The organism is Fibrobacter sp. UWH9 (assembly GCF_900129715.1).
In the GTDB taxonomy this organism is placed as follows: Bacteria; Fibrobacterota; Fibrobacteria; order Fibrobacterales; family Fibrobacteraceae; genus Fibrobacter.
Map to the genome: position 1 here is coordinate 117,153 of NZ_FQWP01000006.1, position 25,454 is coordinate 142,606.

The 25,454-nt window shown below is 50.1% G+C and carries 22 protein-coding genes; 11 read left to right on the top strand and 11 right to left on the bottom strand.

Features of this window, described 5'->3' with window-relative positions; genetic code table 11:
- Positions 1-10: 10 nt before the first annotated feature.
- Complete coding sequence (locus tag BUB94_RS07300) at positions 11-1,552, top strand: nitrilase-related carbon-nitrogen hydrolase (RefSeq protein ID WP_073235582.1); 1,542 nt, start codon at positions 11-13, stop codon at positions 1,550-1,552.
- Here BUB94_RS07300 and BUB94_RS07305 read toward each other — a convergent pair.
- From BUB94_RS07305 to BUB94_RS07335, 7 genes are all read right to left on the bottom strand, one after another.
- Positions 1,549-2,190 (bottom strand): DedA family protein, encoded by a 642-nt coding sequence (locus tag BUB94_RS07305; protein ID WP_073235585.1) that lies wholly within the window; start codon positions 2,188-2,190, stop codon positions 1,549-1,551. The two genes, BUB94_RS07300 and BUB94_RS07305, sit on opposite strands and share 4 nt — an antisense overlap.
- Before the next feature lie 97 nt (positions 2,191-2,287).
- Entirely contained in the window at positions 2,288-3,904 is a 1,617-nt protein-coding gene (locus BUB94_RS07310; RefSeq protein ID WP_073157177.1) for a tetratricopeptide repeat protein, read from the bottom strand.
- 56 nt (positions 3,905-3,960) lie between these two features.
- Positions 3,961-5,526, bottom strand: coding sequence for a peptidase associated/transthyretin-like domain-containing protein (locus tag BUB94_RS07315; protein WP_139258200.1), 1,566 nt, complete (start codon positions 5,524-5,526; stop codon positions 3,961-3,963).
- Positions 5,527-5,534: 8 nt separating this feature from the next.
- Positions 5,535-6,161, bottom strand: coding sequence for a hypothetical protein (locus BUB94_RS07320; RefSeq protein ID WP_073235588.1), 627 nt, complete (start codon positions 6,159-6,161; stop codon positions 5,535-5,537).
- 1 nt (position 6,162) lies between these two features.
- Positions 6,163-7,488, bottom strand: a complete 1,326-nt coding sequence (locus tag BUB94_RS07325) for a hypothetical protein (RefSeq protein WP_073235591.1) — start codon at positions 7,486-7,488, stop codon at positions 6,163-6,165.
- Positions 7,488-8,774, bottom strand: coding sequence for a hypothetical protein (locus BUB94_RS07330; protein WP_073235594.1), 1,287 nt, complete (start codon positions 8,772-8,774; stop codon positions 7,488-7,490). The genes BUB94_RS07325 and BUB94_RS07330 overlap by 1 nt, the downstream gene beginning before the upstream one ends.
- Positions 8,771-9,478, bottom strand: a complete 708-nt coding sequence (locus BUB94_RS07335; protein WP_073235597.1) for a hypothetical protein — start codon at positions 9,476-9,478, stop codon at positions 8,771-8,773. Before BUB94_RS07335 ends, BUB94_RS07330 begins: the two co-directional genes overlap by 4 nt.
- Positions 9,479-9,514: 36 nt before the next feature.
- On the opposite strand from BUB94_RS07335, the gene xseB reads away from it, so the two are divergent.
- The 6 genes from xseB (at position 9,515) to BUB94_RS07365 (ending at position 13,678) form a co-directional block, all read left to right on the top strand.
- A complete protein-coding gene (gene xseB / locus BUB94_RS07340) occupies positions 9,515-9,727 on the top strand; it encodes an exodeoxyribonuclease VII small subunit (RefSeq protein WP_073157160.1) in 213 nt (70 codons plus the stop codon).
- Positions 9,728-9,730: 3 nt separating this feature from the next.
- Positions 9,731-10,552, top strand: coding sequence for an ABC transporter ATP-binding protein (locus BUB94_RS07345; protein WP_073157157.1), 822 nt, complete (start codon positions 9,731-9,733; stop codon positions 10,550-10,552).
- Positions 10,553-10,562: 10 nt separating this feature from the next.
- Positions 10,563-11,804: a class I SAM-dependent RNA methyltransferase gene (locus tag BUB94_RS07350; RefSeq protein WP_073235600.1), complete on the top strand. Its 1,242-nt coding sequence runs from the start codon at positions 10,563-10,565 to the stop codon at positions 11,802-11,804.
- A 65-nt stretch (positions 11,805-11,869) separates the two neighbouring features.
- Entirely contained in the window at positions 11,870-12,307 is a 438-nt protein-coding gene (locus tag BUB94_RS07355; protein ID WP_083539634.1) for a hypothetical protein, read from the top strand.
- Positions 12,308-12,311: 4 nt separating this feature from the next.
- Positions 12,312-13,247 (top strand): GIY-YIG nuclease family protein, encoded by a 936-nt coding sequence (locus BUB94_RS07360; RefSeq protein ID WP_073157149.1) that lies wholly within the window; start codon positions 12,312-12,314, stop codon positions 13,245-13,247.
- Positions 13,247-13,678: a hypothetical protein gene (locus tag BUB94_RS07365; RefSeq protein WP_073157146.1), complete on the top strand. Its 432-nt coding sequence runs from the start codon at positions 13,247-13,249 to the stop codon at positions 13,676-13,678. Before BUB94_RS07360 ends, BUB94_RS07365 begins: the two co-directional genes overlap by 1 nt.
- A 52-nt stretch (positions 13,679-13,730) precedes the next feature.
- Here BUB94_RS07365 and BUB94_RS07370 read toward each other — a convergent pair whose 3' ends face one another.
- Together BUB94_RS07370 and BUB94_RS07375 are read right to left on the bottom strand one after the other, a co-directional pair.
- Positions 13,731-17,222, bottom strand: a complete 3,492-nt coding sequence (locus BUB94_RS07370) for a PD40 domain-containing protein (protein WP_073235603.1) — start codon at positions 17,220-17,222, stop codon at positions 13,731-13,733.
- A 165-nt stretch (positions 17,223-17,387) separates the two neighbouring features.
- Positions 17,388-19,439 (bottom strand): cellulase family glycosylhydrolase, encoded by a 2,052-nt coding sequence (locus BUB94_RS07375; RefSeq protein WP_073235606.1) that lies wholly within the window; start codon positions 19,437-19,439, stop codon positions 17,388-17,390.
- Positions 19,440-19,583: 144 nt separating this feature from the next.
- Between BUB94_RS07375 and BUB94_RS07380 the strand changes: the two genes are divergently transcribed.
- Both BUB94_RS07380 and BUB94_RS07385 read left to right on the top strand, forming a co-directional pair.
- Positions 19,584-20,999 carry a nitroreductase family protein gene (locus BUB94_RS07380; RefSeq protein ID WP_073235609.1) on the top strand — a complete coding sequence of 472 codons (1,416 nt, stop codon included), beginning with the start codon at positions 19,584-19,586 and terminating at the stop codon, positions 20,997-20,999.
- Positions 21,000-21,005: 6 nt separating this feature from the next.
- Positions 21,006-21,965: a hypothetical protein gene (locus BUB94_RS07385; RefSeq protein ID WP_073235612.1), complete on the top strand. Its 960-nt coding sequence runs from the start codon at positions 21,006-21,008 to the stop codon at positions 21,963-21,965.
- Positions 21,966-21,981: 16 nt separating this feature from the next.
- Here the strand turns inward: BUB94_RS07385 and BUB94_RS07390 are convergent, their stop codons facing one another.
- Positions 21,982-22,674 carry an LrgB family protein gene (locus BUB94_RS07390; protein ID WP_073235615.1) on the bottom strand — a complete coding sequence of 231 codons (693 nt, stop codon included), beginning with the start codon at positions 22,672-22,674 and terminating at the stop codon, positions 21,982-21,984.
- Entirely contained in the window at positions 22,671-23,081 is a 411-nt protein-coding gene (locus BUB94_RS07395; RefSeq protein ID WP_073235618.1) for a CidA/LrgA family protein, read from the bottom strand. Before BUB94_RS07395 ends, BUB94_RS07390 begins: the two co-directional genes overlap by 4 nt.
- A 124-nt stretch (positions 23,082-23,205) precedes the next feature.
- Between BUB94_RS07395 and fmt the strand changes: the two genes are divergently transcribed.
- Positions 23,206-24,132, top strand: coding sequence for a methionyl-tRNA formyltransferase (gene fmt, locus BUB94_RS07400; protein ID WP_073235621.1), 927 nt, complete (start codon positions 23,206-23,208; stop codon positions 24,130-24,132).
- Positions 24,133-24,140: 8 nt separating this feature from the next.
- On the top strand, positions 24,141-25,442 hold the full coding sequence (locus BUB94_RS07405; protein ID WP_073235624.1) for a transcription antitermination factor NusB: 1,302 nt from the start codon (positions 24,141-24,143) through the stop codon (positions 25,440-25,442).
- The last annotated feature ends 12 nt before the right edge of the window (positions 25,443-25,454 follow it).

Consider the following 25,454-nt stretch of genomic DNA (forward strand, 5'->3'; position numbering starts at 1 on the left):
GGTGTCTTAAATGAAGTTTATCCAGAGTTTCCTGAAACGTTTTACGTCATACGTTGGAGAATACGGCAAGTCAAATCTACCGTTGCTGCTGCTGGTGGTGGGCTGCGTGTTTATGTTCTTGCCCTCGATGTTCCCGGACATTAAGGTTTTGTATGTCCTGGGTGTCTGGATCTGGCCGTTCTGCTTTCTGTACTATTGCCGTCTGAGTGAACATCGCTTTAGCCAGGCCATTCTCTATATATTCTTGGCCGTGGGCCTGTGTGTCCGTTTTTATGGGGTTCTTGGTGTGGGGCTTGAAAAAGAGTGCCTGGTATTTACGGCTTTGCAGGCTTGTCTTTTTTGGGTTCCTTTTGCGTGGGACGTTCGCTATTGTGTTAAGGAGGCTCCCTTTGTCAATACGCTGGTTTTCCCCACGGTATACGGTACCTTGAACCTTGTTTTTTCGGCTTGCGATCTTATTCCCCTGAACAACTTATCCTATGCCCAGTACGACAATAGGGCCATATTCCAGGTTTTGTCTGTTGTGGGGGAATTCGGACTTACCTTTCTTATAACTTTTGTGGGTTCCGTAGCCGTATACGTGATTATGCATTGGAACCGTGATGGTGCCAAACGTATAGGACTTGGCATGTTGCTAGCCTTGGTGGCCATGCATGCCTGGGGCATTTTCCAGATGGCTCATGATGAATCGTCTGATACGGTGCGAATTGCCCAGGCAATTGGGCCTAAAGTCGATCAACACAAGGATGGTAGCTGGGAACCCTTGAGTTACGAACGTTATCTCCGTAGCTTTAACACGCTTGCAGAATCGGCTTACCGTGAACGTGCGCAGATGTTGGTTTTTAGCGAGGAGGCCTTTGCCGTTGCAGATTCGAGTGAGGGTGATTTTATTGCCAATGCCTCGGAGTATGCCCGTAAATTCAATATGCCCATCTTGCTGTCCCTAGGTGTCTATGATACGGATAACAGCCGAGAAGGGCTCTTCCAGAACAAGGTTGTACTGATAAATAACCAGGGAAAGATTTTATACGAGTATAACAAGCATAAACCTGTTCCCCTGGTAGAATCCTTTGATCTGGATGTGGGGCGTGAAAAGCTACCTGCGGTCCCTCTGGAAATAGGGGGGAAGGCCCATATTGTTTCTTTTGCCATTTGTTACGACGGCAATTTCTCGGATTTTCTTAGACCCCTGGATCCCAAGGTTCAGTTACTCTTTATTCCGTCATGGGCTTGGGATGGTATAAATGATTTTCATTACAGATCCTTGGCGGTTCGCGCGGTGGAACACGGTGTGAATCTGGTTGTGACTTCCTATGATGGCGTTTCGCTTGTCAGCGACGAGTACGGCCGAGAGGTCAATCGGAGACCGTTTAAGGATGTGGGATACGATAGGCTATTTATCTCTGACGTTCCTACGTCTGCCCATGAAACAGTGTATGCCAAAAACGGCGGATTTTTGAACTACGTCTACTTGATTCTATCGTTGATGTTCATTGGGCTTGGTGCCCGACGTACTAAGGATGGAAGTATCGAGGAACAGGCTGGTGCCTAGTCCTGCTTGTTGTCGCCCTTTTTCTTGTTGGGCTTGACAGCGTTCCAGATCATATAACCGATAAATAGAACGCCAAAGGCGAGAAGTGCAATTCCCAACTCGGAGTTGTACTTTTCGATGATATCCTTCTGACCGTGAGCCAAGTAGCCAAGGAAGGCCAGCACGCAGTTCCAGATGGTTGCGCCCAGGAATGTGAAAATGGCGAAGGGCAGAACCTTCATGCCGGCGATGCCTGCGGGAATGGAAATCAGCTGACGGATCACGGTGATGAGACGGCCGACAAAAGTGGAAATGACGCCGTGTTCACGGAAATAATCTTCGGCTTTCTGAACCTTCTGAACGTCCAGAAGCAGGAAGTGGCCCAGGCGGCTGTCTGCGAATTTGTAGATAATGGGACGACCCAGGAACTTTGCCAGATAATAGTTGATGAATGCGCCGATCATGGCGCCGATGCTTGCGAAGAGCACGATCAGTACGATGTTCAGACCGGAATCGGGCTGGAGAGCCTTATAGGCTGCAGGGGGAACTACCAATTCAGACGGGAACGGGATGAAAGAACTTTCTACGGCCATGAGGAGGGTGATTGTGCCGTAGTTCAGGTGGGCGTTGTACCAGTCGATAATCAAGTTGTAAATCATGGTAGGCAAATATAGAAAAGCTAACTGTCTAGATTATGACAATAAGAAAAAGCGCAGCCATAAGGACTGCGCTTTTAAATTTTTTAGAACAAGTTAATTACTTCTTTTTCTTGCCCTTGGCTTTCTTGGAAGCTTTCTTGTCTTTCTTGGCTTTCTTATCCTTCTTGTCCTTCTTGCCACTCTTCTTGGACTTGGACGGTGCCGGTTCTTCTTCTTCTTCCTGTTCGACAACTTCCTGTTCCGGTTCGGCCTCAGGTGTGGTGTCGTAGGTTTCGCCAGTCTGGTATTCGATCACAGAAGATTCGCCAGAAGCTCTCTTGATGGCTTCCTTTGCTTCGTTGACGTATCTGCCGTCGGGGAAACGCTTCAGGTAGATTTCGTAGTCCTTGACGCGGTTGCCTGCCTTAACCAGTTCGAAGATTCCGGTTTCGGCTTCGTCGCGGAAGGCTCCGTTGGGATTGTCATTCAAGTAGGCGAGGAATGCCTTGAAGGTGTTCTGTGCCTGGATGACGCGGAACTTGTCGTATTCGCTGAGAGAGCGAAGCTTGGCTTCAACTTCTGCACGGCGCGGAGAGTCCGGATAGTATTCGATGAACATCTGCAGCATTTCGGGGTCGTTGCTAGCCATGACCTGATCGAAACGGCCGTCTTCCTGGCGTACCTGGTATTCCTTAAGTTCAACCTTGCTGGAGTCCATGGTGGCGTAGAGCTGTTCCTTGGTGGCCAGGTCTGCAGGGTGGCAGAAGGCCAGGTAGCTTTCGAGCACGTCGGTGAACTGAGTACGAGTAAATGCTTCGCTCATGTCGGGCAGGTTGCCGTCATCGTCGAGGTAGAAGCGGTAGTCGCGTTCAATGGCCATGCAGTCCCAGTCAGACAGGGTGTCCTTGACTTCGCTGTTCTGACGGAGTACGTCGTCGCGGTCATGGAGCTTGAAGCGCATCTGGCGGTCACGGCGGCTTTCGCGGCCGAAGTCCAGAGAAATTTCCAGGCCGACGCGTACAGGCCATTTGTACTCAACCTTGGTCATGGTCAGGTCGGAGTAGGGAGACGGGCTTGCACTTGCATCCTTGGTACGGGCTGTAATGTCTTCGTAGGGCATGAATTCCTTGCGGACATTCAGGCCGATCTTCAGGTCCACGTCCTTGAACACTTCGGTGATGCGGTATTCCAAAGCGCCAGAGACAAAGGCCGTATTGAGAATTTCGGTGTGGGTTTCGGTGTTGCCCAGATAGTCGTCATAGAACGAGAAGAAGTGGAAGCCGAAGCCGCCGAGAACGCGGAGGTCCAGGTCGCCGACCAGGTTTACGGAGAAACCGGCGAGGAAGGACGGAGCGTAAGTCATGAAAGACAGTTCGCGGTCGTTCTGTTCGCCCTTGCGCTTGCCACCATTCACTTCATCGGGAACGGTGTATTCGGGACTATCTTCGATGGTACCGAACTGGATGGAGTTGACTTCCACACCCAGCCAGATAGTAAAGGGAATATCGGCCTTCCAGAAGGGGGTGATGAGGGGAGACCAGAGTGCACCGGCAGAGATGGGCACTGTCATGACTTCAGCATCGATACCTTCGTCTAGGATGCCGTTTTCACCCTTAAAGTTCAGGAAAGCGGGCTCACCCTGCACATAGAGCTGGGTACGCCAGTTGGAACGTTCAAAGTCTGCGGCCTGTGAGGCGGCAGCGATAAAAGACAAAATTGCAAATATTTTACGCATCAGTGTAAATCTAATTTTTTATTACAGTTGTCGTGGGGCGATTTTGAGGATAATGGCTAAAAAGTGAGTAAAAAACCTACTCCAAACATTAATATCCCAGTTCCAATTAGGGATCCGCCGACAGTTAACTTGCGGTCGCCCTTCTTGACCAGGTCATGGTTCTTGTTCACCTGGGCCTGGTAATGGCTGCCATTTAACGTCGAGGGAATGTTTAACTGGTCTTTGATGTGGCGGGCATCGTCGTAATCCTGGTTGGCGAGATAGGATAGAAGTGCTCCTGCCAGCAGGGGGGCGATGGACGAACCCATCAGGACCTTGCCTATGAAGTTCTTTTTCTGTTCCTTGACCCATGCATTCTGGATTTCCATTTCAACGGGGGTTGTAATGGGTTGCAGGGTGACATTTACACTGGTCGGGTCTGTGGGACTGGCATAGAAAGAAACAAGTGTGTCCTTGAAGCCCTCTTTACGAATTTGAATAAATGAACTGCCAATGTCGTTTAGGTCGAATTTGTTGGGGGACTTTCCAATGGCGTGTGAGGTGGGGGAAATGGGTGAGGATCCTGCGTAAATGTAGGCCCCTTCGGGAATGGTGAATACGCGAAGTTCCGGTTTGACCTTCTTTAGCTTTACAGAAAGTTTTGTGGTGTCATAGGGAATCGGTTTGATGGTCTTCTTTGCGCCCCAGATTTGGCTATTGACTTTCCAGTAGGCGTAGATATCAACTTTTTCGGTGTCCTGGAGGGCGAATGTGCAGGGTGTCTTACAGATGTCGTCCTTGCCGGGGATGGTAATTGTGGCACCTTCCGGTTCCGATTCCAACTTGACGTAGCTGACGTTTCTTTTCTTGGTGGGGAGCGGTTCTCCCTTGAGTTGTTTGATGAAGTTGGAAAGTTTGTTGTCGGTAATGGCGTCGCCTAAGCCATTGAAAACAGAGAGGTTTACGGTTGCGGTAAGGGGCTTTGCCGTTGAATCGGTCAAGTCGAGATGTGTCATGTAGAGTGTCAGGGAATCCTGGCTTGCGCCGGCAGAGATGCTCCCCTGGTATACGGAGGCTGCTCCGTAGAGTGCCAGCGAATCCTTGATGCAGGCGGAACTTCTGCAGTAACCGAATTGAGTCCTGTTGGCGACGACAAGGGGTGTTCCTGATTCCTTGATCAGCTGGAGTAATATTGGAGAAAGCTGTGCATCGAGAGCTGAATCAATGGATCTTTTTTCTAGGGCTACAAAGATGTGCTTTCCTGCCACGGAGTCCAGGAAGGTGGGCTGTCTTTGTTCTTCGGATTGTTCGGTGGACGCCTCGGTAGATTGTTCCGGGAGTGCTTCCTGGGAAGAATCTGCCTGGGTGGCTGTGGTGTCTGCGACTTGTTGGGCTTTGGGATTCAATAAGTCATTGCCCTGTTCGTCAACAATGCTCTTGAATCGGTTCTTGGCAATCTTGATAATGGTAAACTGTCCCTTGATGTTTCCGCCAAGGAGGACTGAATCCTGTTGGATGCCGATAAACTGGGCGTATTGAGTGACGCCGGAAACCAGGTCGACCTTGGCTCTAACGCCGTGATCCTCGGCAGCGAACAGGAACGTGATGCCTGCAGTCAATAATAGAAGAAGAATTTTTTTCATAGAAATGCCTAGAACGAAAGGATGAATCCTAAGGTGAGCAGAGTGGCGCCTGTTGCGAGGCCTGCGATAGTTGTCTTGCGTGCGGTTTTTGCCTTGTCTCTGGAATCACGGAAGTCCTGTTTTGCATTTTCATAGGACTGTGAATGTATCCGAGTTTTTTCTAGAGTCTTCTTGGCATCTTCGGCGCGGGATATCTGGTAATAGGTGACAGCACCTGCAATTCCGCTAACGAATAGGGGGATTGCCGAGCCGATCATCATCTTGTATCCGAAACTGCGACGACCCCTCTTGGCGACAATGTCGTTTTGTTCCTTGATCAGATTGTCGTCATAGGTGGGGTGCAGGGATACGATCAGGTAGGAAGTGTCTTTTGGAGAAAGTGTAACTCGGATGGTGGTGTCGGTGAATTCCGGACGGAACAGGTGCAGTAAAACTTCTCCCATGAGAGCTTGTTCTTCGGATATGCTGACAAATGCTGATGAAACATAGTCGGGCTTATCTGCAAGGTCTGGCCTGGAGGTGCCGATATAGATATCTGCATTGCTGGGGATTGTAGATACATGCAAAAGCTTTTGAGCATGAGCTCCAGTAAACAATGCCAGAATGACGAGTAGGGTCGAGAGTATGGTTTTCATCTTAGAACCCCTCCCTAAGGAATGGCCCGCTAATGACGACCTGTTCGTTGATGTTTTCTAGAACCCAGTATGTATTTGGGAACGGATTGTTGGCGTAGTCTTCGCCTTCGATAACAATGGAACAGGAATATTTACAGGGGTTTGGTATGGCGAGTAGGGAATTCCGGAAACTGTAGGTTAGATTGTCTGACCCTGATGTGACCCGAATCTTTGCGGGATTTACTCCAGAACCCATATCGATGACGTTGAAGTAGATTGTGTCTGAATGGGCTGCGCTAGTTTTGTTTGGTGCCAGTTGCGGAGGAATATCATCCGTAAAGTAAATGGTGCTTGCCGTAATGGCTGTACTCTCGGGAATGTCTACTTCTTGCTTGTTTGCTGTGTATTCCGGTCTGCTAATGTCGCGGGCGTAAATGTGTAGACCTGTCTGGGCCTCCACGGGAACCTGAATTTCGGAGTGAGATTCACTATTCGTAACGACTTGCAAGGTGTCGCCTGCAGCATTGGTCAGGATGATTTCTGTGTTGACCGTCTGATCGTAGGGGAAACCCCTATAGATGACCGGAATGGTCAATAGGGATTGCTCTTCGGTTTTAGTGGTAAAACTAAAGACATCTGTAGTTGTCGTATAGCCCTTGCCTGCATCGTTTGTGACGAGCATGCTGACGGCCCAGTAGACCGTGTTACTTGGAAGGTCTTCGTTTACGATGCCTTTGAGGCTGATATTGTTGTTGCAGTCTGTGGTGCCTAGGGAACTGGCCCAGATGTCATCCTTTTCATCGCTGGCGTAAATGGTGCAGTAAGCTGTTTCCCATGGATCCAGCCCCTCGGTCTTCCAGCGGAGGGGAATGCCCTTTTCGTTGTTTCGTTCTACTTGGTTATAACCGTTAGCGGGATATTCCAGCTGAATTCTATTGGGTGTGTTGACTAGAACTTCAAAATGAGTGCGAACGGTGTCTCCGTATAGGTCTACTGTTTCAAGGAATCCTTTTTTTATTCCGGATGAAGTGAAGGCGTATTGGAACGATTCTATGTTGAAGAACTGACCGTCAAGTTCCCAAAGCAGACTGGCGTATAGAGAACTAGCCTCGTTGACGGGTTCGTCGTTGAGGGTGTACCCTGCATAAAATTTGTAGGTCTGGTTTGCTTCCAGATAGATGGTGTCGCCGATGACGTAGTGGGAACGGTTGTCGTTCGATAAACTTGCTCCCGATGGTAGCACGTACACCTGTTGGCTAAGAACGTCCTCTGGTTCTCCGATAAGGGCGTCGCTGCCACATGCGACCAGCATACAGGCGAGAAGCGGTAAGAAGGATAGCTTTCTCATTATGGATCCTCTCTGTATGTTTTGTCGGAGTACAGATAAAAGTACCGAGTGCTCTTGTTTCCGCTCTGATCGTAAACTTCAATGGATAGAATTCGGTAGGTCCATGTGCTGGAGATGGGCATTATCACCTTAAGGGTGTCTCTACTAATGTTGTAATCCAGGATGATGTTTCCGTCAAGCTTTGCAGAACTTGTGGAAAGTACGACGCTGCCTCCGCCATCCTTTAAGATGAAATTCAAAGTGTCCTGGAGGAGGAGGGTATCTTTATTGTCGATGGAAGAAATTGTTGGGGGCGTGATGTCGGCGAACTGCAGCGAATCAAGGCTGTATACCTGATTTTCCTTAAGGGAAATTTCCCTTATAATTGGCTGTAAGTCGGGAGTGTCGCTGGCAGATACGATGAATGTTATTTTGCCTGGGGTGATTGGCTTGATGTAGAATCTTCCTGCGGAATCGGCGTGAAATTCCTTTGCCCTGTACAGAGTGTCGCCGGAATTGCTGATAATCGTGACTTGGATAGATTGGGGAATCTGTTTAGACGGGGGAATGACCGTAGCGAGAATTCCACTTTCGTTCGAAAGGCCGGCGGTATAGAACTCACCCTCGATGGATTGCGAGGATTTCATATCCAGTTCGTTGTAGGCCGATACAGACCAAGTGTATTTGGTGAGCGGAGCAAGGCCTTTGTTGTAGCTGAAAGTCGATGAACTTAGGATTGTGTCCAGAATGATGCCGTTGTCTTTTTGGGATGTCGGGAAGGCTTCTTTTAAGACGAAGTGGTAATATGTATCCCAGTATCGGTCTTGTTCTGTGGTGTACCAGGAAAAGTTGATGTCTTCGTTGGGTGGAATTTCCTGGGTGCTGTTTGCCGGAATGATTTTTTTCAAGTTCAGTGTGGGAGGAATGGCTGCATAGAGGGTGATTGTGTCGCTGATGGTATCGCCAAAGAAGTCTACCAGGACGAATGCGACTTTATGCAGGCCGGGTGTCTTGACTGAAGCCTTGAAACTATACTCTGTGGCAAAGGGTGTTCCGTCAAGGGTCCAGAAGATATCCTGGCTGCGAATGGCTTTAGATGGATATACAGAAGACAGAAAAATCAGGGAATCGTTGGGGGCGACAGTGTCGTTCTTGATTCGAACGGAAGTTTCGTCAAAGGTCTGTGTGATGAAGGCGTCTACCCGGACTTCCTGGTGGTCGCGTTCGTCAAAAATATAATTGTCGGAATCGGTGCAGGCGACAATTGCGATTGCAATAAGGGCGGTGAGGAGGGAGGCTATTTTCACTGTTTACCTCCGGAAGATTCTTTAACGTAGAACGTCCTTATGGAAGTGGTATCGCTATCGCCCAGGGGATCGGTCACAATGACTCGGAAAGAGTGCTTGCCCTTTGCAAGTCCCGATTGCCTGATTTCATTGAGTTCACCCACTGCATAATTTGTGTGGTCGATTGTAATCACATGTTCCAGCAGCTGGTTCCTGTCGTTGTCGCTACTGCTCCACTTGAAAAGAAAGGCGGTGTGGCTATCCCCGATTAGAGTGTCTCCGTCGGAGGGAATGGTTGTCTCGCTCAACATAGGGGGTGCATTGATAACAACTGTGAATTCCCTCTCGATGGAATTGCCGTCTTGATCGTGAATGACGACCTTGTTCGGGATGCGGTTAGGATTTGTCTGCCCTGCTAGGGCATTTTTTGAGGATATGGGGAATGTCCGTCCACTATCAATAAGTTCCTGATCGTTATACCAGTAGTAGGAAACATCATCTTTATACTTGCTGGGTCGAACCTTTGCAATTAGAGCCGAGGACTCATTGGAATTGATTTTTCGAAGGGTGGAGTCCTGCTTGCCGAATTGTTCTACGACGACAGACGCGCCTGTGATGACCGAAGAGGTGCTTGGGGCGTCGGGAATGTCTAGGCATGCGACAAGAAGTGCTCCCATGAGGATGGCGGCACCTGCGTTAAATAGGGCGAAAAGTAGTTTTCCCATACAAAACATTTTAGCAAATCTTCTATATTCCTGTTTATGAGTGAAGAAAATTTTGAGTACAAAAATGCCATGGATCGTCTGGAGTCCATTTTGGAACGGATTGACAATTCCGAAATGGAAATTGACGAATTGGCTGGCCAGGTTCAGGAAGCGACAGAACTGTTGCGCAAGTGCCGCCAGATTCTCCTGAAAACCGAACAAAATGTACAAGAGGCTTTGGCTAGCCTCGATGGCGAAGTGGAAAAATAACAGATGTCTGAATCTGCTAATGGAATCCCGTCTTCTATCCCCGCCCTGGAGGTGGATGGCCTGACTGTAAAGTTCCCCATTCGCGGGGGCGTTCTGAGCAAGGTCCAGAGCTACTTTACGGCTGTGGATCATGTCAGCTTTACCTTACCCCAGGGAAAGATCCTTTCTATTGTGGGGGAGTCGGGCTGTGGAAAGTCTACCCTTGTAAAGGCCCTTGTGGGCCTGAATCCCATTGCTTCCGGAAGTTTCAAGGTCTTTGGCCAGGAAGGGGGCCGTGCCGCAGGTGGCAAGGGACTCCGCATTTCGGACGTGATGCAGATGGTTTTCCAGGATCCCTTTAGCAGTCTCAATCCGAGGCAGACCGTTTCTGAAATTTTGACCGCGCCGGTGGTGGCTCGGGGAGCATCCTTTGAAGAAGCCGAGAAGCGGGCTCGTGAACTGTTAGACCGCGTGTCGATTCCCAATGGAGCCCTGGACAAGTTCCCTCATGAATTTTCCGGTGGCCAGCGACAGCGCCTGTGCATCGCCCGCAGTCTGATGGTGCAGCCTAAAATTTTGCTTTGCGACGAAGTGACAAGCGCCCTTGACGTTTCTGTGCAGGCGCAGATTCTGCATTTGTTGAATGACCTGCGAAATGACCTGGGGCTTTCCATTGTGTTCATCAGTCATGATATGCAGGTGGTCCGTGCGTTAAGTGACGAAGTCCTGGTCATGTACTTTGGCAAGGTGGTTGAACGTGGCGACGCCGACGTTGTCTTGACCAATCCCCAGGATGATTATACGAAAAAATTGCTGGCTAGTGTGCCTACCATCAAGCGAACCTAGAATTTGATTTATGGCTAATTTCCGTAGAAAAACAGAATCCCGCGAAACCCGCTTTTATGAACTGCGGATCGAAAAAATGGTTCAGGGTGGCGATGGCATGGCCCGTTTGCCCGATGGCCGAATTTGCTTTGTGCAGGGAGCCCTGCCTGGGGAATTGTGCAAGGTTCTGCTAACCTTTTCCAAGAAAGATTTTACCCGCGGAAAGGCTATCGAAATCATAGAGGAATCTCCAGATCGCGTAAAGCCGTTTTGCCCCCATTATGGTAAGTGCGGCGGATGTAGCCTGCAGCACCTGGATGCATCAAGGCAGATTGAATATATGGAACGTGTGGAACGGGAAAACTTTAAGCGCCTGGCTCATACGGAACTGCCTGCCGATTTTAGAATTCACTTTGGTAAACCTTGGGGATATCGCAATCGTGCCCGCGTAGTTTATTGCGGCGACCGCGGCAAGGGCGAAAGAGGAGCTTTCGGTTTCCGCGGTCAGGAAAGCAACGATGTGGTGCCTTTCAAGAAGTGCCCTGTACTGACACCTGCCCTGAATGAATTCCTGAACGGTGCCGGCCGGGAACTTTGTGCCGCTAACCGCGATGCCCGCGAACTGAACATCTTTGATAACGGTGCGGGCGAAGTCAGCTATTTCTATCGCGGTATGCCCAAGTCCGATTTTGAAAAGAATGCGGTCAGCGTGGTGGATATTTGCGGCAAGAAAATCGAGTCCGATGCGTCGGTGTTTTTCCAGAGTAATTTAGGATTGTTGCCGGAACTGGTGGAAAGCGTTCGTAAGGCTGTGGAGGCTGGTATCGCCTCCGGAGAATCCAGCGATGAATGGCTGATTGACCTGTTCAGCGGCGTAGGCTTCTTTGCCGCCCTTTTGCAGGACAAGTTTAAACGCGTGACGACGGTGGAACGTGAAGACGGTTGCCTTAAGCATGCCAAGGTGAATCTGGCGGGTACCGCCAACTGCGAAAATGTTTCTGCCCCTGCCGAAGACTGGCTGGCCAACCATGTGGTGGATGTTCCTGCTACGCTTATTGTGGACCCTCCTAGAACAGGACTTCCCAAGGAGGCGCTGGAGGCCATTATTGCCAGTTCCGTAAACCGTCTGATTTATGTTTCCTGCGACCCCGTCACCTTAGCCCGTGATTATGCCAAGTTTGCTGTGGCAGGGTTCAGCTTGAAGCAGGCGGAAGGTTTTGCCTTCTACCCACAGACTCCCCATATGGAAATGATGTTTGTACTGTCCCGCTAAAATTTTTATTACACAATTAGATGTTCCATTTTTGCTACTTTACCTATAGTAAGAAAAGAGGTGTTATGAAAAAGTTGTTCCTTGCCATGATGGCTTTCGCTCTTGCAATTTTTGCCGGATGCACTACCGAAGAACCTTCCATTGTCTGTGGCCGTGACTGGAATGCCGGCTCCATGGTTGTTGCCGATACGACCAGTGAATTTGATTTGGCCGACCAGATGGTAGTGCAGTTCAAGTATGGCAAGAACTTCGACTTTACCAACTTGAAGGTTGCCTTTTACGAAGGTTCTACGGCTCAGAAGGGTGCCGAAATCTGGTCTCGCGATGTAAAGGTTACCGAAAAGATGGGTGTGTATACCTTGCAGGGTAAGTCTAGACATGGTGGCATGATGCTGGCCCGCGAAATGTGCAAGCATCGCAAACCCGGTTCAGTCATGATCGAGTTTAGCGCCGATGGCCGAGTGCTTGCTACCAAGGATATTCAACTTGTAAAGACCCGCTAATTTTATGAAGAAGAGTAATTTGATCCTGGCGGGTTCCGCCATTGCCTTGAGTGCAGCCCTGGTGGCTTGCGGTGATTTTCCCGTGACCATGAACTATACGCTTTCGGAACCGGTTAAAATGGAAATGATTGCCGAAAGCTATATCACCACTCTCGATGAAAAGGGTGACGAACGCGTTGGTACTCATACCTTGACCAATGTGAAAATTCAGTATTCAACATCGGGCGATACCACCAAGGTCCATAGGGATTACGTCATCGACAATTCCAGTGGCTACCTGAAGAACTATTACCCGACGGCTCTGGCCTGGCGTGCAAAGTCTGTGGACTTGGCTGCCATCGATCGCAAGGTCGTTAGCATTGACGGTCTGAACGAAGGCTACGATAGCATTGTGACGAAACTGCCCATGCCCAAGCTGTGGCACGAACAGTTGCTGAATCCTGAATTTAAGCCTCACCTGGCCCGTGCCGAAAAGCACCGCTGGGAAATGGATCACCTGCTGGTGGGTGAAATTCCTGCCAAGGGAAACATCACGCAAAAGCTGAAGGATGAAGGCCGATTGAATTTCGCCTTGATCCAGGTTGATTCTGTGGTTGTCCGCGGTTTTGAAAATCGCGACCATCGTCGCTGCCTGGATTATGTGGTTTACTTGCAGGAAACGGAAAGCTTCCCCTATTTCATATGGGAACAGCATGTCAATTCCAAGATCGTAGACGAAAAGTTCAAGAAGTATAACAAGGGCCTTAAGGCTGAATACCAGACCCGCTACGAAATCATGATTGACCCCAAGACCGGTATCCCCTGCCTTTCTCATGAAACCAAGGTCGGTACCCATACCATGGTGAATCCGGAAACTCGCGATACGGTGACCTTCACCAGCCATATTACCGTGGAACGTATGTTCAATACCATAAAGCCTGGCGAAGAGGGTAACGAGTAATGCGTCGCTTGGTTCCTGCAGCTTTTGTCGCGGCCTTGTTGGCTGGTTGTGCTAGCCATCCCTCGCCTCAGCAGACGATGGTAGACGACCGCCACCTGGTTTACGTGGATATGTATAAGGCCTATAGAAAGGCTGAAGAAGACTATCTGAACTTGCTGTTCAATATTGAACGCATGCCGGAGGAAGAAGAACTCTGGATGATGAAACGCGAAAAGATGCTGGAACTGAATCAGCTGAAAGAATTTATGCTGAATGCCCGCCAGGAACTGGATGAAGCCATGCGACTGTGGGAAATGCATTTGTTGGATGTTCAGGCTGATTTGAAACAGGCTCAGTTAAAGGCCTTTAATCCCAACTTCAAGGGAGAGGATGCCCAAAGGACAAGTCCGGGACAGTTATTGCCTAACGAGGCCAATCAAATTCACAAGTAATTTAAAAAGACCTTCGCTGATGCGGAGGTCTTTCTGCTATTGTGGGTATTGGCTACTGCCAAGTGTTGAGGAAGCCCATGCCAACCGCAAACTTGATTCGGGTGGGGGCGATGCATTCGGGAATGATGGGCAAGTCGATAGGATTCAGCTTGCGGCCTCCCTCTAGATTTTCGTCTTCACCGATGCGACTGAGGCCGCGGGCGAATGTCAGGCTGATATCCAGGGGAATGCTATAGAACAGCTTGTTGCTCCAGCGGAAACTCAGGCCTACGTCGCGATCCCAGAATTTGCCCTTGGTCATTTTGTGAGGATCGAACCATCTGCCGTTCCATGCTGCACCAATCTGGGCGAACAAGTCGAAGTAGAAATCGCGGGTGCTGAAGATCCATGCAGACTTGCGCCAGTCGCTGTAGATGGGGAACAGGTAGTGGACTTCGGCCATGGCGGTTCTGGTGCCTGCCAGGGTATAGTCTTCGGAACTGCGGAGGTAGGGGTAACCTTCCAGGAATAGCGGGAGATAATAGTAGGTGTCCAGGGAGTCTTCCTTGGTGTCGGTATGCCATTTGAAGATCCCGTTGATTTTTCCGCCTGCTGCAAGGCGGGCTCCTGTCCAGGGACTCTGCAGACTTCCGTAGAGATCGATGCCCACCTGGTTCAGGGTGAAGTTCCTGTACTTGGGGGTAATCTTGCCAGAGGCGTCGACGGTAAAGCTTTCGGAGAATGTTCCCGGACGATACAAATCCGAGTTGGACGTCTGATAGTAAAGGAACAGACCGTTGCCTTGTCCGTCAATTCCGGTGCCGCCTTCGCTATGGTCGCCATAGAGGCCAAGGGCGAATAAGGCGGTAACGCGCTTTTGGTAAGTCCAGTCAAAGTTGTCTTCGTAAAGGTTGAAGTTGGCCCAGTCGTAACTGAGGGCGAATTGCAACGTGTCGATGGTCTTGAAAATGCTGTAGCCTGCGGCACCCATAACGGATTGCATGGGGACTGCATAATGGGTGGTGCCGATTGAATCTCCATAGGCTCGAGGATCTTCGTAGCGGATGGTGTCCATGCTGGTGTAGTTGGCGTAGGAGTAGGCGAGACTCAAATCAATGGGTGTGCTGCGGTTTTCCCAGGAAATGAAGAATTCCTTTTCTTGCCTGGGGTTTAGACCGCTTCCGTTGATGTAGTCAAAGCCGGAACCTATTTCCAGCAAGAGTCCCATCTGGATGGTGTTCTTCTTGAGGGGGTCATTGAGAAGTACTGCCAGACCGGCCTTGGCCTTGACTTGGCCGTCTCCAAAGACTGTTAGGTCCGGAGCGTTTTCCGAGAAGGCTACCATGGGAACAAACAGGGGAACTGACGGAATTGGCTTATAGTCTTCTTCGATGCCTGCAAATTCCAATTCCTGGAAATCAATTGCCTTGACCACGCGCTGTAAGGGGGCTCCCTTGAGAACAATTTCCTTGGAACCTTCGTGGGAGGTAATGGTTCTGGTGGTGTCTGCGATTTTTATGATGGAGTCGCGGAGGGCGATGGAGGGCTGCGGTGTGCAGGGTGCCACGGAGTCTGCGACGGTAGAATCGGTGAGGGCGGTGTCGCCACTTGTTGTGTCAGCGTTGCAGACGCTCCAGGTTGTATCTGCAATCTGGATGGTGGAATCTCGTTGGGTAACGCTAACTGTTGTGTCTGAAGATGCGGGAACAAAAATGCTGTAGGCCAACTTATACAGGGAGAATCCGTCCTTGTCGTAGTTGGTATAGTACAGTGTATCCCCTGCCAGGGTCGGAGTGAATGCGCCACCAACTACGTTGGTCAGGGCGTGCTCTACGCCGGTATTGATGTTCTTCTCTATAAGGTTGAAGATTCCGTTTCTGTTGCTGGAGAAGACAATCTTTTCGTTGTTCAGCCAGTTTACGTCACGTTCGTCAAATTTCGTGTTACTGATAATCTTGAAGTTCTTTCCGTCGGAGTCCAGCAGGGCGATGCCGCGGGTTTCGTTATCGAAGAAGCCGAAAGCAATCTTCTTTCCGTCGGGGCTGAATTTCGGACTATAGATGTTATAGTACCGGAGGCTGGAATCAGGAACGTACAAGTCTACTGGTTCTTCCGTTTCGTAATCCTTAAGATCCTTGGGGAAGGAAACCTTACTCAGGACGAAGCGTGTGCTGTAGGGTTCGCGACGGACAAAAGCGATGGTTGTACCTTGAGGATCGATTGCAGGATATACTGCATCTGTCAGGTAGGATACCGTGATTTCATTCTTGTTGGTGTCGGCTACGGCGATGTCGAAATGGGCGTGGCCATCCTTGTCGCGGTTCTGGTAGGTGACGTAGGCTAGCATAGGTCCGCGGATGGAATCTTCGTAGACGTCGATGCCCTTATCCAGCCATGCCTTTTTCAGTTTGAATCCTGTCTTTGCGAAATCGGATATGTCGATGGTGCTGTCTGCGCCTTCGATGTCCACTTCTCCAATTTCCACTTTTACGTTGGCGGTATCTACGGCGGAACTATCCTTGTTTGCTTCGGTGCTGTCCTTTTCCTCTTCGAGAGGCATCTTGAACAGGCCGCCATCAAACCATGCGCCGCCAAAGTTGGAAACGCCGTAGAGGTGCTTGCCTGCTACGATGGGAAAGTCATTCCAGAAAGCGTCTTCGGTAAGCTTGGTGCCTTCGACCAGTTTTCCCAGGGAGTCTTTCTGCGCGGTGTAAGCTTCTGTGATTTCCTTTTTCCAGGCGTCGTAAAGTTCCTGCTCGCTAATGCCAAGAACGTTTCTGATGGCACCATCCAGGGTCATGCGCTGGTATTTAGAAAGGTTTTCCCAGATTTTTGGGACTGCGTCTTCACCGTAATGCTTGTCGATGTAGCGGACCAGGGCGAATCCCTGAGTGTAGGGGCCCAATTCCGCAAAGAGGGAATTGTCCGAAAAGTCGTGCATGTATTCCAGGCTGAGCAGACTGTCGTTCAGGGCGGCCACGCGGAGGAGCATGTCACGGTGGGTGTCCCATCCGTCAAAGCCCATGCGGCTGGATTCATATTGTGCCGTACCTTCGGCAAGCCAGAGGGGCTGCAGGGTGAAGGGCAGCAGGCTGGCGAAATCGCTGGTGGTGCGTTCGTTGTAATAGTCGGTGTAGCTGAACTGAAGGCCGTATACGTGGGGGTTAAACTTGCTTCCGCTTTCGATACTGACCAGGTGGCTGAATTCGTGGGTCACCACGTCGGTGAGCCAGCCATGGGAACTGCGAACCTTAAAGTCCCAGTTGGTGAGCCACAGGTTCAGTGCGTTTTCGCTGGGGATGGCGCTGCCGTTACTGTAGAGGGCGTTGTTCAGTGTGACGTTGACGCGGCCGGGCAGGTCGTGGTAACGACCGACGACGCTGTCGTAGACAGCCTCGGCGTAAGCCGATGCCTTGGCCGCGTGATCGGTGTATTCTGCGGGATAATGGAATTGGAAGTGCTGTGTTCCTGCAGTCTTCCATTTGATATCGCTCTGGTTGCCGTAAAAACCTGCGGCCATGACCGTCGCCGAAAAGAGGGCTACGGAACCTACCAGCTTTTTCACAAGTCTCGTTTTATGTATGCGTTTTTTTATCAGCTTTTTCAAAATAAAAATCCAAATTATCTATTCCTCTAAAATCTATAAAAATTAGGGGTCGTAAATACCAAAAGACCGTCCCATAAGAGACGGTCTTTCGTGTTTAGGAGGAGAATGAATTTCTAGATCGAATTACTTGCCGAAGTAGGCTTCCTTCATGCCGTCGATCAGCTTGGTGCCCTGCTGAGAACCTGCTGCGGATTCGAAGAGAGCGAACTGACCGGTGTAACCCCAGTGCTGCAGCGGAATTTCAAGTTCTTCGCTGATTTCGCGGAGGGCGGTCATGTAGTTCAGCACGGACTGTGCGTCGGCACCGGTATTCAGTGCACCGAATTCGTTGATGATCACCGGAACGTTGTTCTTTACAGCCCAATTCTTGGCGGGGAGGACAACGCTCATGATGAATTCCTTGCTGCCGCGCTTGTAGTAATTCTTGATGTTGGACTTGATATAGCTTACGGTGGACTTGGTTACGCCGAAGTCTGCAGAGTATTCGCTCCACTTTTCCTTGTCGTAGGGGAACATCAGGTTCTTGATGGTCTTGGTGTCGCTCCAGCTTGCACCCTGGTGGGTGAATTCAAACGGATCGTAAGTGTGAACGGCGTAGATGATCTTGTCGTCGTTCAGCGGTTCGCCCTTGGCAAGGTTGCTGATGGAGTACCATTCTGCATCGCCGAAGACCAACATGTGGTTCTTGTCGACGGTACGGATGGAGTCGATGATTTCCTGTGCAGCCTTGCGCCAGGAGGCGGAAGTGACTGCGCCGTTGGACATATCCGGTTCGTTCAAAAGTTCGAAGAAGATGCTTTCGCGGCTGTTGCTTGCATAGTGCTGGGCCACATGCTTCCAGACGTTTGCCATCATGGTTACGTACTGGGGATCGGCTGCGGTTTCCTTGTTGTAGCCGTTGTCGTATTCATGGTAGTCGATAACGAAGGACATGCCTGCCTTTTCAGTCCAGGTGGCGAAGGAATCCAGAACGGCGAAGAGGTTCTTGTCGTCAAATTCCAGAGCGGCGGCCTTACCGGCAACGACGTCGTCGCGGTTGGTGGCGTAAGCATCCAGGTCAATGGGGAGGCGCAGAGCCTTGATTCCATTTTCGGCCATCAGCTTGATGTCGCTTTCGTCAAACTTGAACTTGCCATTGAAGGTGTAATTTGCATCTTCGAGCCAGTTGGTAATGTTGATGCCCTTGTCCAGCAACTGCATTGCCTTTGCCTGCAGCGGGTTGCTGATGGTGATGTCGCCAATGACGTTTTCCGGGAATTCAGGATCCTTGATGGTCATGTCGGCCACGTCCTTAGCCACTTCGCTGGTGTCCTGCAGGTACAGGTTGTCGATAAGAACGGAGTCCATTCTTGCCTTACCCTTGGCCTGGAAGCTGATCTTTTCGATATGGGCTGCGTTGAATTCAACCTTTTCGCCCCAGCCACCCTGAGTCAGGTCCTTGAAGCGGACTTCCACCTTCTTCCACACACGGGATGCCTTGACAGTTGCAAGATGTACGTCGTAGTCTTCAACGTCAGAGATTTCTACATGGATTTCATGAGCGTCACCCTTGAACCAGTAGGTAACTCCGCCGTATTTGGTAAAATCCATGTCGTCGCTGGCGATATAGACGCCCCAGCCTACATACGGATCATATTCGTAACCACCCTTGTCCAGGTTATAGTAGACTGCAAAGGCGTAATCAGTGCCGTTGTCGGAACGACGTGCCTTGGGGTAGCCGTTATCGTCTACCGGGGTAAGGATGGTGGAATTGCCCTTGTTGTCCTTGTCGCTATAGGTGTACCAGCCTGCTTCGTTAATCAGGGCCACGCCGTCACCGTCTTCGAAGTCATCCACCAGGAGGCCGATGCCGGTTTCTGCGGGGATGTTGATGGCCGGAGTAATCTCGGTGGCTTCTTCAGGAATGGTCAACACGAACTCTTCAGTGGTGTCTGAGGGAACGACGGTGGTGTCGCCCGGAACAACAGGAACAGTCGTAGTGTCAACGGGGGTTTCCCCTGCCGGCAAAGTGTCTACAGGCGTGGTGTTGCCGGTTCCGCTAGTGGTGTCTGCAGGGAGAACTGCAGGATCGTCGGAATTGGCACCGGAAGAAGAACTGTCACCGCAAGCAGTTGCCATGAGGGCGAAGGTGGCTGCTGCAGAGAGTGTTGCCAGAGATTTCAGCTTAAGATTCATTTTATCCTCGTAAAGAGTTTTTGATGAAATTAGACATTGTATTTCCGATGTAAAAATATAATTGGAGGGGGCTTTTTTGCCCTTTTAAAAAGAATAAAGAATCAAAACTGTAGTTAATGTTTTTATATTGTTTTATGTTTCCCAATGTTTTACACAGAGTATTATCACCAGTCCATACAGAAGACGTCTAAAAAGGCGGCTGGTGCTGCAGCGTTACATTGGGAACGTCAGAAGATTTCTGACCGTCGGTATTCCGGTTGCAATCGTATTGATGTTCACGAAGGTGAGGTTCCCTCTTTCGGTTATGTTTCGTCTGATGGGATGGAACAAGTTGGCGTATATGTGGTGCTTCGGGGGCGCAATTTCCCCGATGGCATTTATGCCTATGATGCTGATGGCCGTAGCGGTGCTCCCAATGTGGCGGGACAGCTGGTAAAAATCGGCGGAAAAGATGAAATGAAACGTCTGGCCGAGGCGTTCCCCCATAAGGATTTTTTGCTGGACACTCCGATTCTGTATCTGTTTACTGGAATTTTGGAACGATCCGTGTGTCGTTTCAAGGAAGGGGCTTACTCTCGAATTCTGCAAGATGTGGGTGCCTGTGTGGGAAGCGTGATGCTGCATGCCAAGGCCAAGGGGGCGAAGGTTTTCCCCTTGGGCGGTTTTGTGGATGACCAGGTGGCTGTTTCCCTGAAACTCCCTTCTACGGAAGTGCCTCTGGCGGGCCTTGCGGTGTTTCCGGAGTATAGCGAACTGGCTTACGATTCCATTGACGATGGTGTTGGGGAGTCGGCATACTCCAATCGCAGCGAGGCGGATCCCTTGTTGATGGCGGCGGAGCCTGGTGCCAGTTTTGATGCGGGTTGTGTAAGTGCCTCTAGCCGTTACCCGTCCCGATTTATGCGCCAGAATCGTGGAGAGTGCATTGAAGATTTGAGCAAGTGCATCCGTGTGCGTCGCCTTGCTACGCAAGCCCTGCCTGGGGATGAGTTTCCCTTGACTCCTGCAAGATATGACAGCAAACTTTATGGTCAAGTGGTGAATGATCTTGGGAAGGTTCCGCAGAGGCGAATTCCCTTTAAGCGAACTTCCTTTGACCTGGATGAATTTTCCAGTATGTTGCGCTGGCTGGAACAGGGCAAAATCAACTTGTTTGGCGCAGGCCTGTTAAAAATCTGGATTGTGGTTTTTGACGTGATGTTCGTGTTCCCCGGCGTGTACCGCTATGTGCCTGTACGCAAGTCTATTTACATGCAGGGCGGAGTGGTGGCGGCAAAGAAATTCGTCAAGTGTCATGTTGTTCCCGAAGAGGTTGAAAATGCGGCCTTTGCCGTGGTGCTTACTGCCGACCTGAAGGAAGCCTGCAACTTGCTGGGTGAACGTGCCTATCGCTATTTGAACATGAATGCAGGATACATTCTGCAGTCGTTGAGCCTGTCTGGACGAGTGTTGAACAAGACTGTACGCGATCAACATTTCTTCTATGAAGATGACCTGAAGAAACTCTGCAATTTGCCGGATGGCGAAAGTGTGATTTCCGAAATTCTCGTGGGAAAGTAAGTTTGTATGTTGAACTGTTTTTTGAGTTTTCTTTCGGATGCTATACAAGTATCCTTATATTTATTAATAGCTTTGGTCTTATGCATTCCGCTATGGCTGGGATTCCTATTTTCTTTTATTAATTCCCAGACCCGCTTTAAGAAATTAGGTGCTGTTCTTTGGTCCGTGCTGATGGCACTTATTTTGGGGATTGTTGTTCTGGCAATCTTTAAAGCTCATATTTTCAATTATGAAATCTTGTGGCTGGCCGTGACGCCTATAGTTTGCTTTGCCGCCATAGTACCGATCTTTTTGGCAACAAGTGCATTTGGCCGAGTGTTTAAACGGAAGAAAAAATTCCATTGGCTTGTTTTCCCCATATCATACGTTATTTCTTTTGTGTTGGTCGTGATGTTTTGTGGGTCGTTGATTGCGAACCCGTTTGGACAATATACGGAGAATAATCTTTCAAAGGAAGAAATGGAAAAATCGGAAGGTTATGATTTTGAAATAGGACTTTTCCGTGGATCCGACTATGATGTTTCAAAATTGCAAATTAGAGGGAAAGGAGATTCTGTCTACTATCGAGTCAAGTATGATTTATGTCCCTATGTTCTAGACAACAAGGATTTTATTGCGAAATATACGGAACCTCTAGAGAATGTTGCTACTCCCTGGACTTTGTTGGATAAGGAAAAATCTTCCATAGCATTTGAGTTAAGAAAATCCATGATGACCTATGAAAGTGAATGGACTACGGTAATGGTTTTGGATGGATATTGCATCGGTTTGGGAATAAATGATTTTCAGAAGAAAAAATCGCGTCATTTTAGTTTCTGCAATGCGGATATTTCAAATGTGCCTAAGGCCTACGCTATGGAAAAAATGAGTGATAGCCTTTGGCCCCCTCGCGAGACTTATACGAAATATTCCATTGAACAGGCGGAAAAAGCCTGCCGAGAAAGTCAGAATTATACGGGCGAATAATTTGATCAACGGGCGGTTACCCGATTAACTTCAACAGCAACGGAGCGACAACGGCGGTAAAGATGCCGGCGATGCCGATGGCCAGGGAGCTCATGGCGCCTTGGGTTTCGCCGATTTCCATGGCGCGGGTGGTGCCTAGGGCGTGGCTTGCTGTACCGATGGCGATACCTTGGGCCACCTTGTGCTTAATGTGGAAGAACTTGCAAACCACAGAGGCGGTAACGGCGCCGGTAATTCCCGTAATCACGATGGAAATAATGGTAATGCTGGGAATGCCGCCGATCTGTGCGGAAACCACGGAACCCATGGGGATGGTAATGGATTTGGGCACCAAGGAAAGCATCAAGGTTTCGCTGAGGCCAACCAACTTAGAGGCTGCCACCACACAACAAATGGAGGTGAGGCTACCGACGGCGATGCCTGCCAAAATCGGGAGCCAGTGCTTTTTGAGGTTGCCCAGCTGCCTGTACAAGGGAACGGCCAAAACCACAGTAGCGGGGCCAAGCATCATGGAAATGTAGTCGCCGCCTACCTTGTAGCTGTCGTAGCTGATTCCCGTAATCATCAGGAATCCCACAATGAGAATGAGGCCGATGAGCAGCGGGTTCAAGATGGAGTACTTGAATTTCTTGTTCAGAGCCACGCCCACTTCGAAGGCGGCCAAGGTCAAGAAAATTCCGAACAGGGGCGAGTTTATGATGGTGTTCATTTCTTCCCCCTGGTGGCTTGCTTCATCTCTTCATCTTCAAGTTGTTCGATGTTCAGGCGCTTTTCTTGACGGCCAATGAGAAACTGCGTGGTAAGGCCGGTGGCTGCCAAGCTGATGAGCGTCAGCACAATGCAAAGAAGGAGTAGGGTGGGCCACTGGCTAAGAATGTCGTCGCCAACGGTCATAATGGCGATGCTTGGCGGCAAGAAGAAAAGTGCCAGATGGTTCAAGAAGAAACTGGAAACGCCGGAAATCTGCTCCGGTTTAAGAATTTTAGTACAAAGTAATATAAGGAGCAGAACCATGCCGAGAATGTTGCCCGGGATAGGGATGCCAACCACTCGGTTCAGAAATTCGCCTACTAGGCAAATGGCGAAAATTACGGCAATTTGAAGAGGTATTCTCATAGCGATGCCAAATATAGGAAAATGGGAAAGTGGTTAGTAGACAGTGGTTAGTAAACAGTGTTTTGCGGGAATATTTAAATAACTGACCACTAACCACTAATCACTGTTTACTACATTACATGTTATGAAAATTGTATTTATGGGTACGCCGGAATTTGCGGCTTGTTTCTTGAAGCACTTGAAAGAAAGTGACTTCGCTGATGTAGTTGGTGTTGTAACTCAGCCGGATCGCCCCGCTGGTCGTGGCCGCGTGCTGACTCCTCCGCCTGTGAAGAGCCTGGCTCTGGAATATGGCCTGCCGGTTTTGCAGCCTGTGGACTTGAAGGCTCCGGAATTTGAAGAAGAACTCCGCGCCTTTGGTGCAGATCTTTTTGTGGTGGTGGCTTATTCCATCCTGCCCAAGAACATTCTTGGTGTTGCCAAGTTTGGCGCCGTAAACGTTCACGGCAGCATGTTGCCTAAGTATCGTGGAGCCGCTCCTGTACAGCGCGCCATTGCCGACGGCCTGCCTGCAACTGGCGTTACCGTTTTCCGTCTGGATGAAAAGATGGACCACGGTCCTATTCTTGCCCAGCGCGAAATCATTATCGACCATCAGGACACTACCGCCTCCTTGCTGGAAAAGATGGTGGCTCCCGGTTGCGAAGCTCTGGACGATGCCATCAACCAGCTCATTACCGGTACCGAAAAGGATTTGACCCAGGATCACGCTCTGGCTTCTGGCGCTCCCAAGCTGAAGAAGGAAGAAGGTCTCATTGACTTCAACCTGCCGGCTCGCGTCATTCACAACCGCATTCGCGCTTTCAATCCGTGGCCCGGTGGATACGGCAAGCTGGGTGGCCGCATGGTTTACCTCCGCGTCACCGACACTCCGGAAAACGGCCCCAGCCTGACTCCGGGCGCAGTGGCCTTCAAGGACAAGCGTTTCTATGTAGGTACCGGTGAAGGTCTTCTGGAAGTGATTGAAATTCAGGCAGAAGGCAAGAAGCCTATGCCGGTGGCTGACTTTATGCGTGGCATCCAGAATCATGATGGACTTTCCTTTTGCTAGAGGCTAAGATGGACGCGGTACAAGGCCAGAAATATGTGGATCCCCTGAAGGAACGTAAGGACGCCTACCGCGTTCTTTTGCAGTGGCAGAGGGATGGTGCTTTCATCAAGGAAGGTGGACTTTCTCCTTTTGCCATGGAACTTGCCTTGGGCGTGTGCCGCAGGTATTTGTACTTGCTGTACGTCATCAAGCATTTGACCAAGCGCATGCCTTCTGAAGAAGCGGGTACCATTATCGCAATGGGCCTTGTGCAGATGTTGTACATGAACGTCCCTGATTACGCCGCCATTGCCACAAGTGCTGACCTTGCAAAAGCTGTTGGCCTTGGGGATGGAACCGCCAGCCTTGTAAACGGAGTTCTTCGCGGAGCCCGTCGCAACGGCTTGCCGGAACTGCCTACTCAGCGAGTCCGTAAGGTTTCCATCGAAAACTCTGTGCCTGAATGGTTGGTACGTCGCTGGTTTGATATTTACGGTGGCGACCGCGCCGAAGAAATTGCCCGCACTACTTTGGCCCGCCCTGCAGAATGGCTTCGCGTAAACCTGCAGAAGACTAACGCTCCCAAGTTGGCTCAGAAGCTTGGCTTCGAGAACGCCTCTATCCTGTATGACCGTTTTATCGAGGTTCCCGAAAATGCGAAGCTGAAAGCGGTTCTGGAATCGGACTCTTTCGTCAAGGGTGAATTCAGTCTGCAGAATCCTTCCGCATACGAAGTGGTTAAACTGCTGGATCTTAAGTCGGGTTTAAAAGTCTGGGATGCCTGTGCCGCCCCCGGTGGCAAGTCCGCCCTCATGGCCGAAATGGACCCCAGTCTGGATATTCTCGCCAGCGATGTTTCTGAAAACCGTATGGCGAAAATGCAGGATTTGGCAAAGCGTCTGGGCCTTGCCAACATTAAGACATCCTGCATCGATGTTCTTTCTCTGAAGTCTGCTGAGGCTACAAAGAATATTGGCGGTTCCACCCGATTGGCTTCTGCCTATGATCGAATTCTTTTGGATGTTCCCTGCAGCAACATGGGCGTTCTTGCCCGCCGCCCCGAAGTGGTATACCGTTTGAGCCCTCAATCCTTTAAGGAATTGGCTGAACTGCAGTACAGCATTCTTGAAGCTGCTGCCACCCGCCTTGCTGTTGGCGGTCGCCTGGTGTACGCCACCTGTAGCCCCGATCCGCTGGAAACCACCCAGGTGGTGAATCGCTTCGTGAAGGCTCATCCTGAATTTGTGAAGGTTGGAGACCCTGTGCTTCCTGCCAATAAGGATTCCCGCTTTGACGGTTTCTTTGCCCAGGCTCTTGTAAAGAACCCGTAGACCTAACGAGGT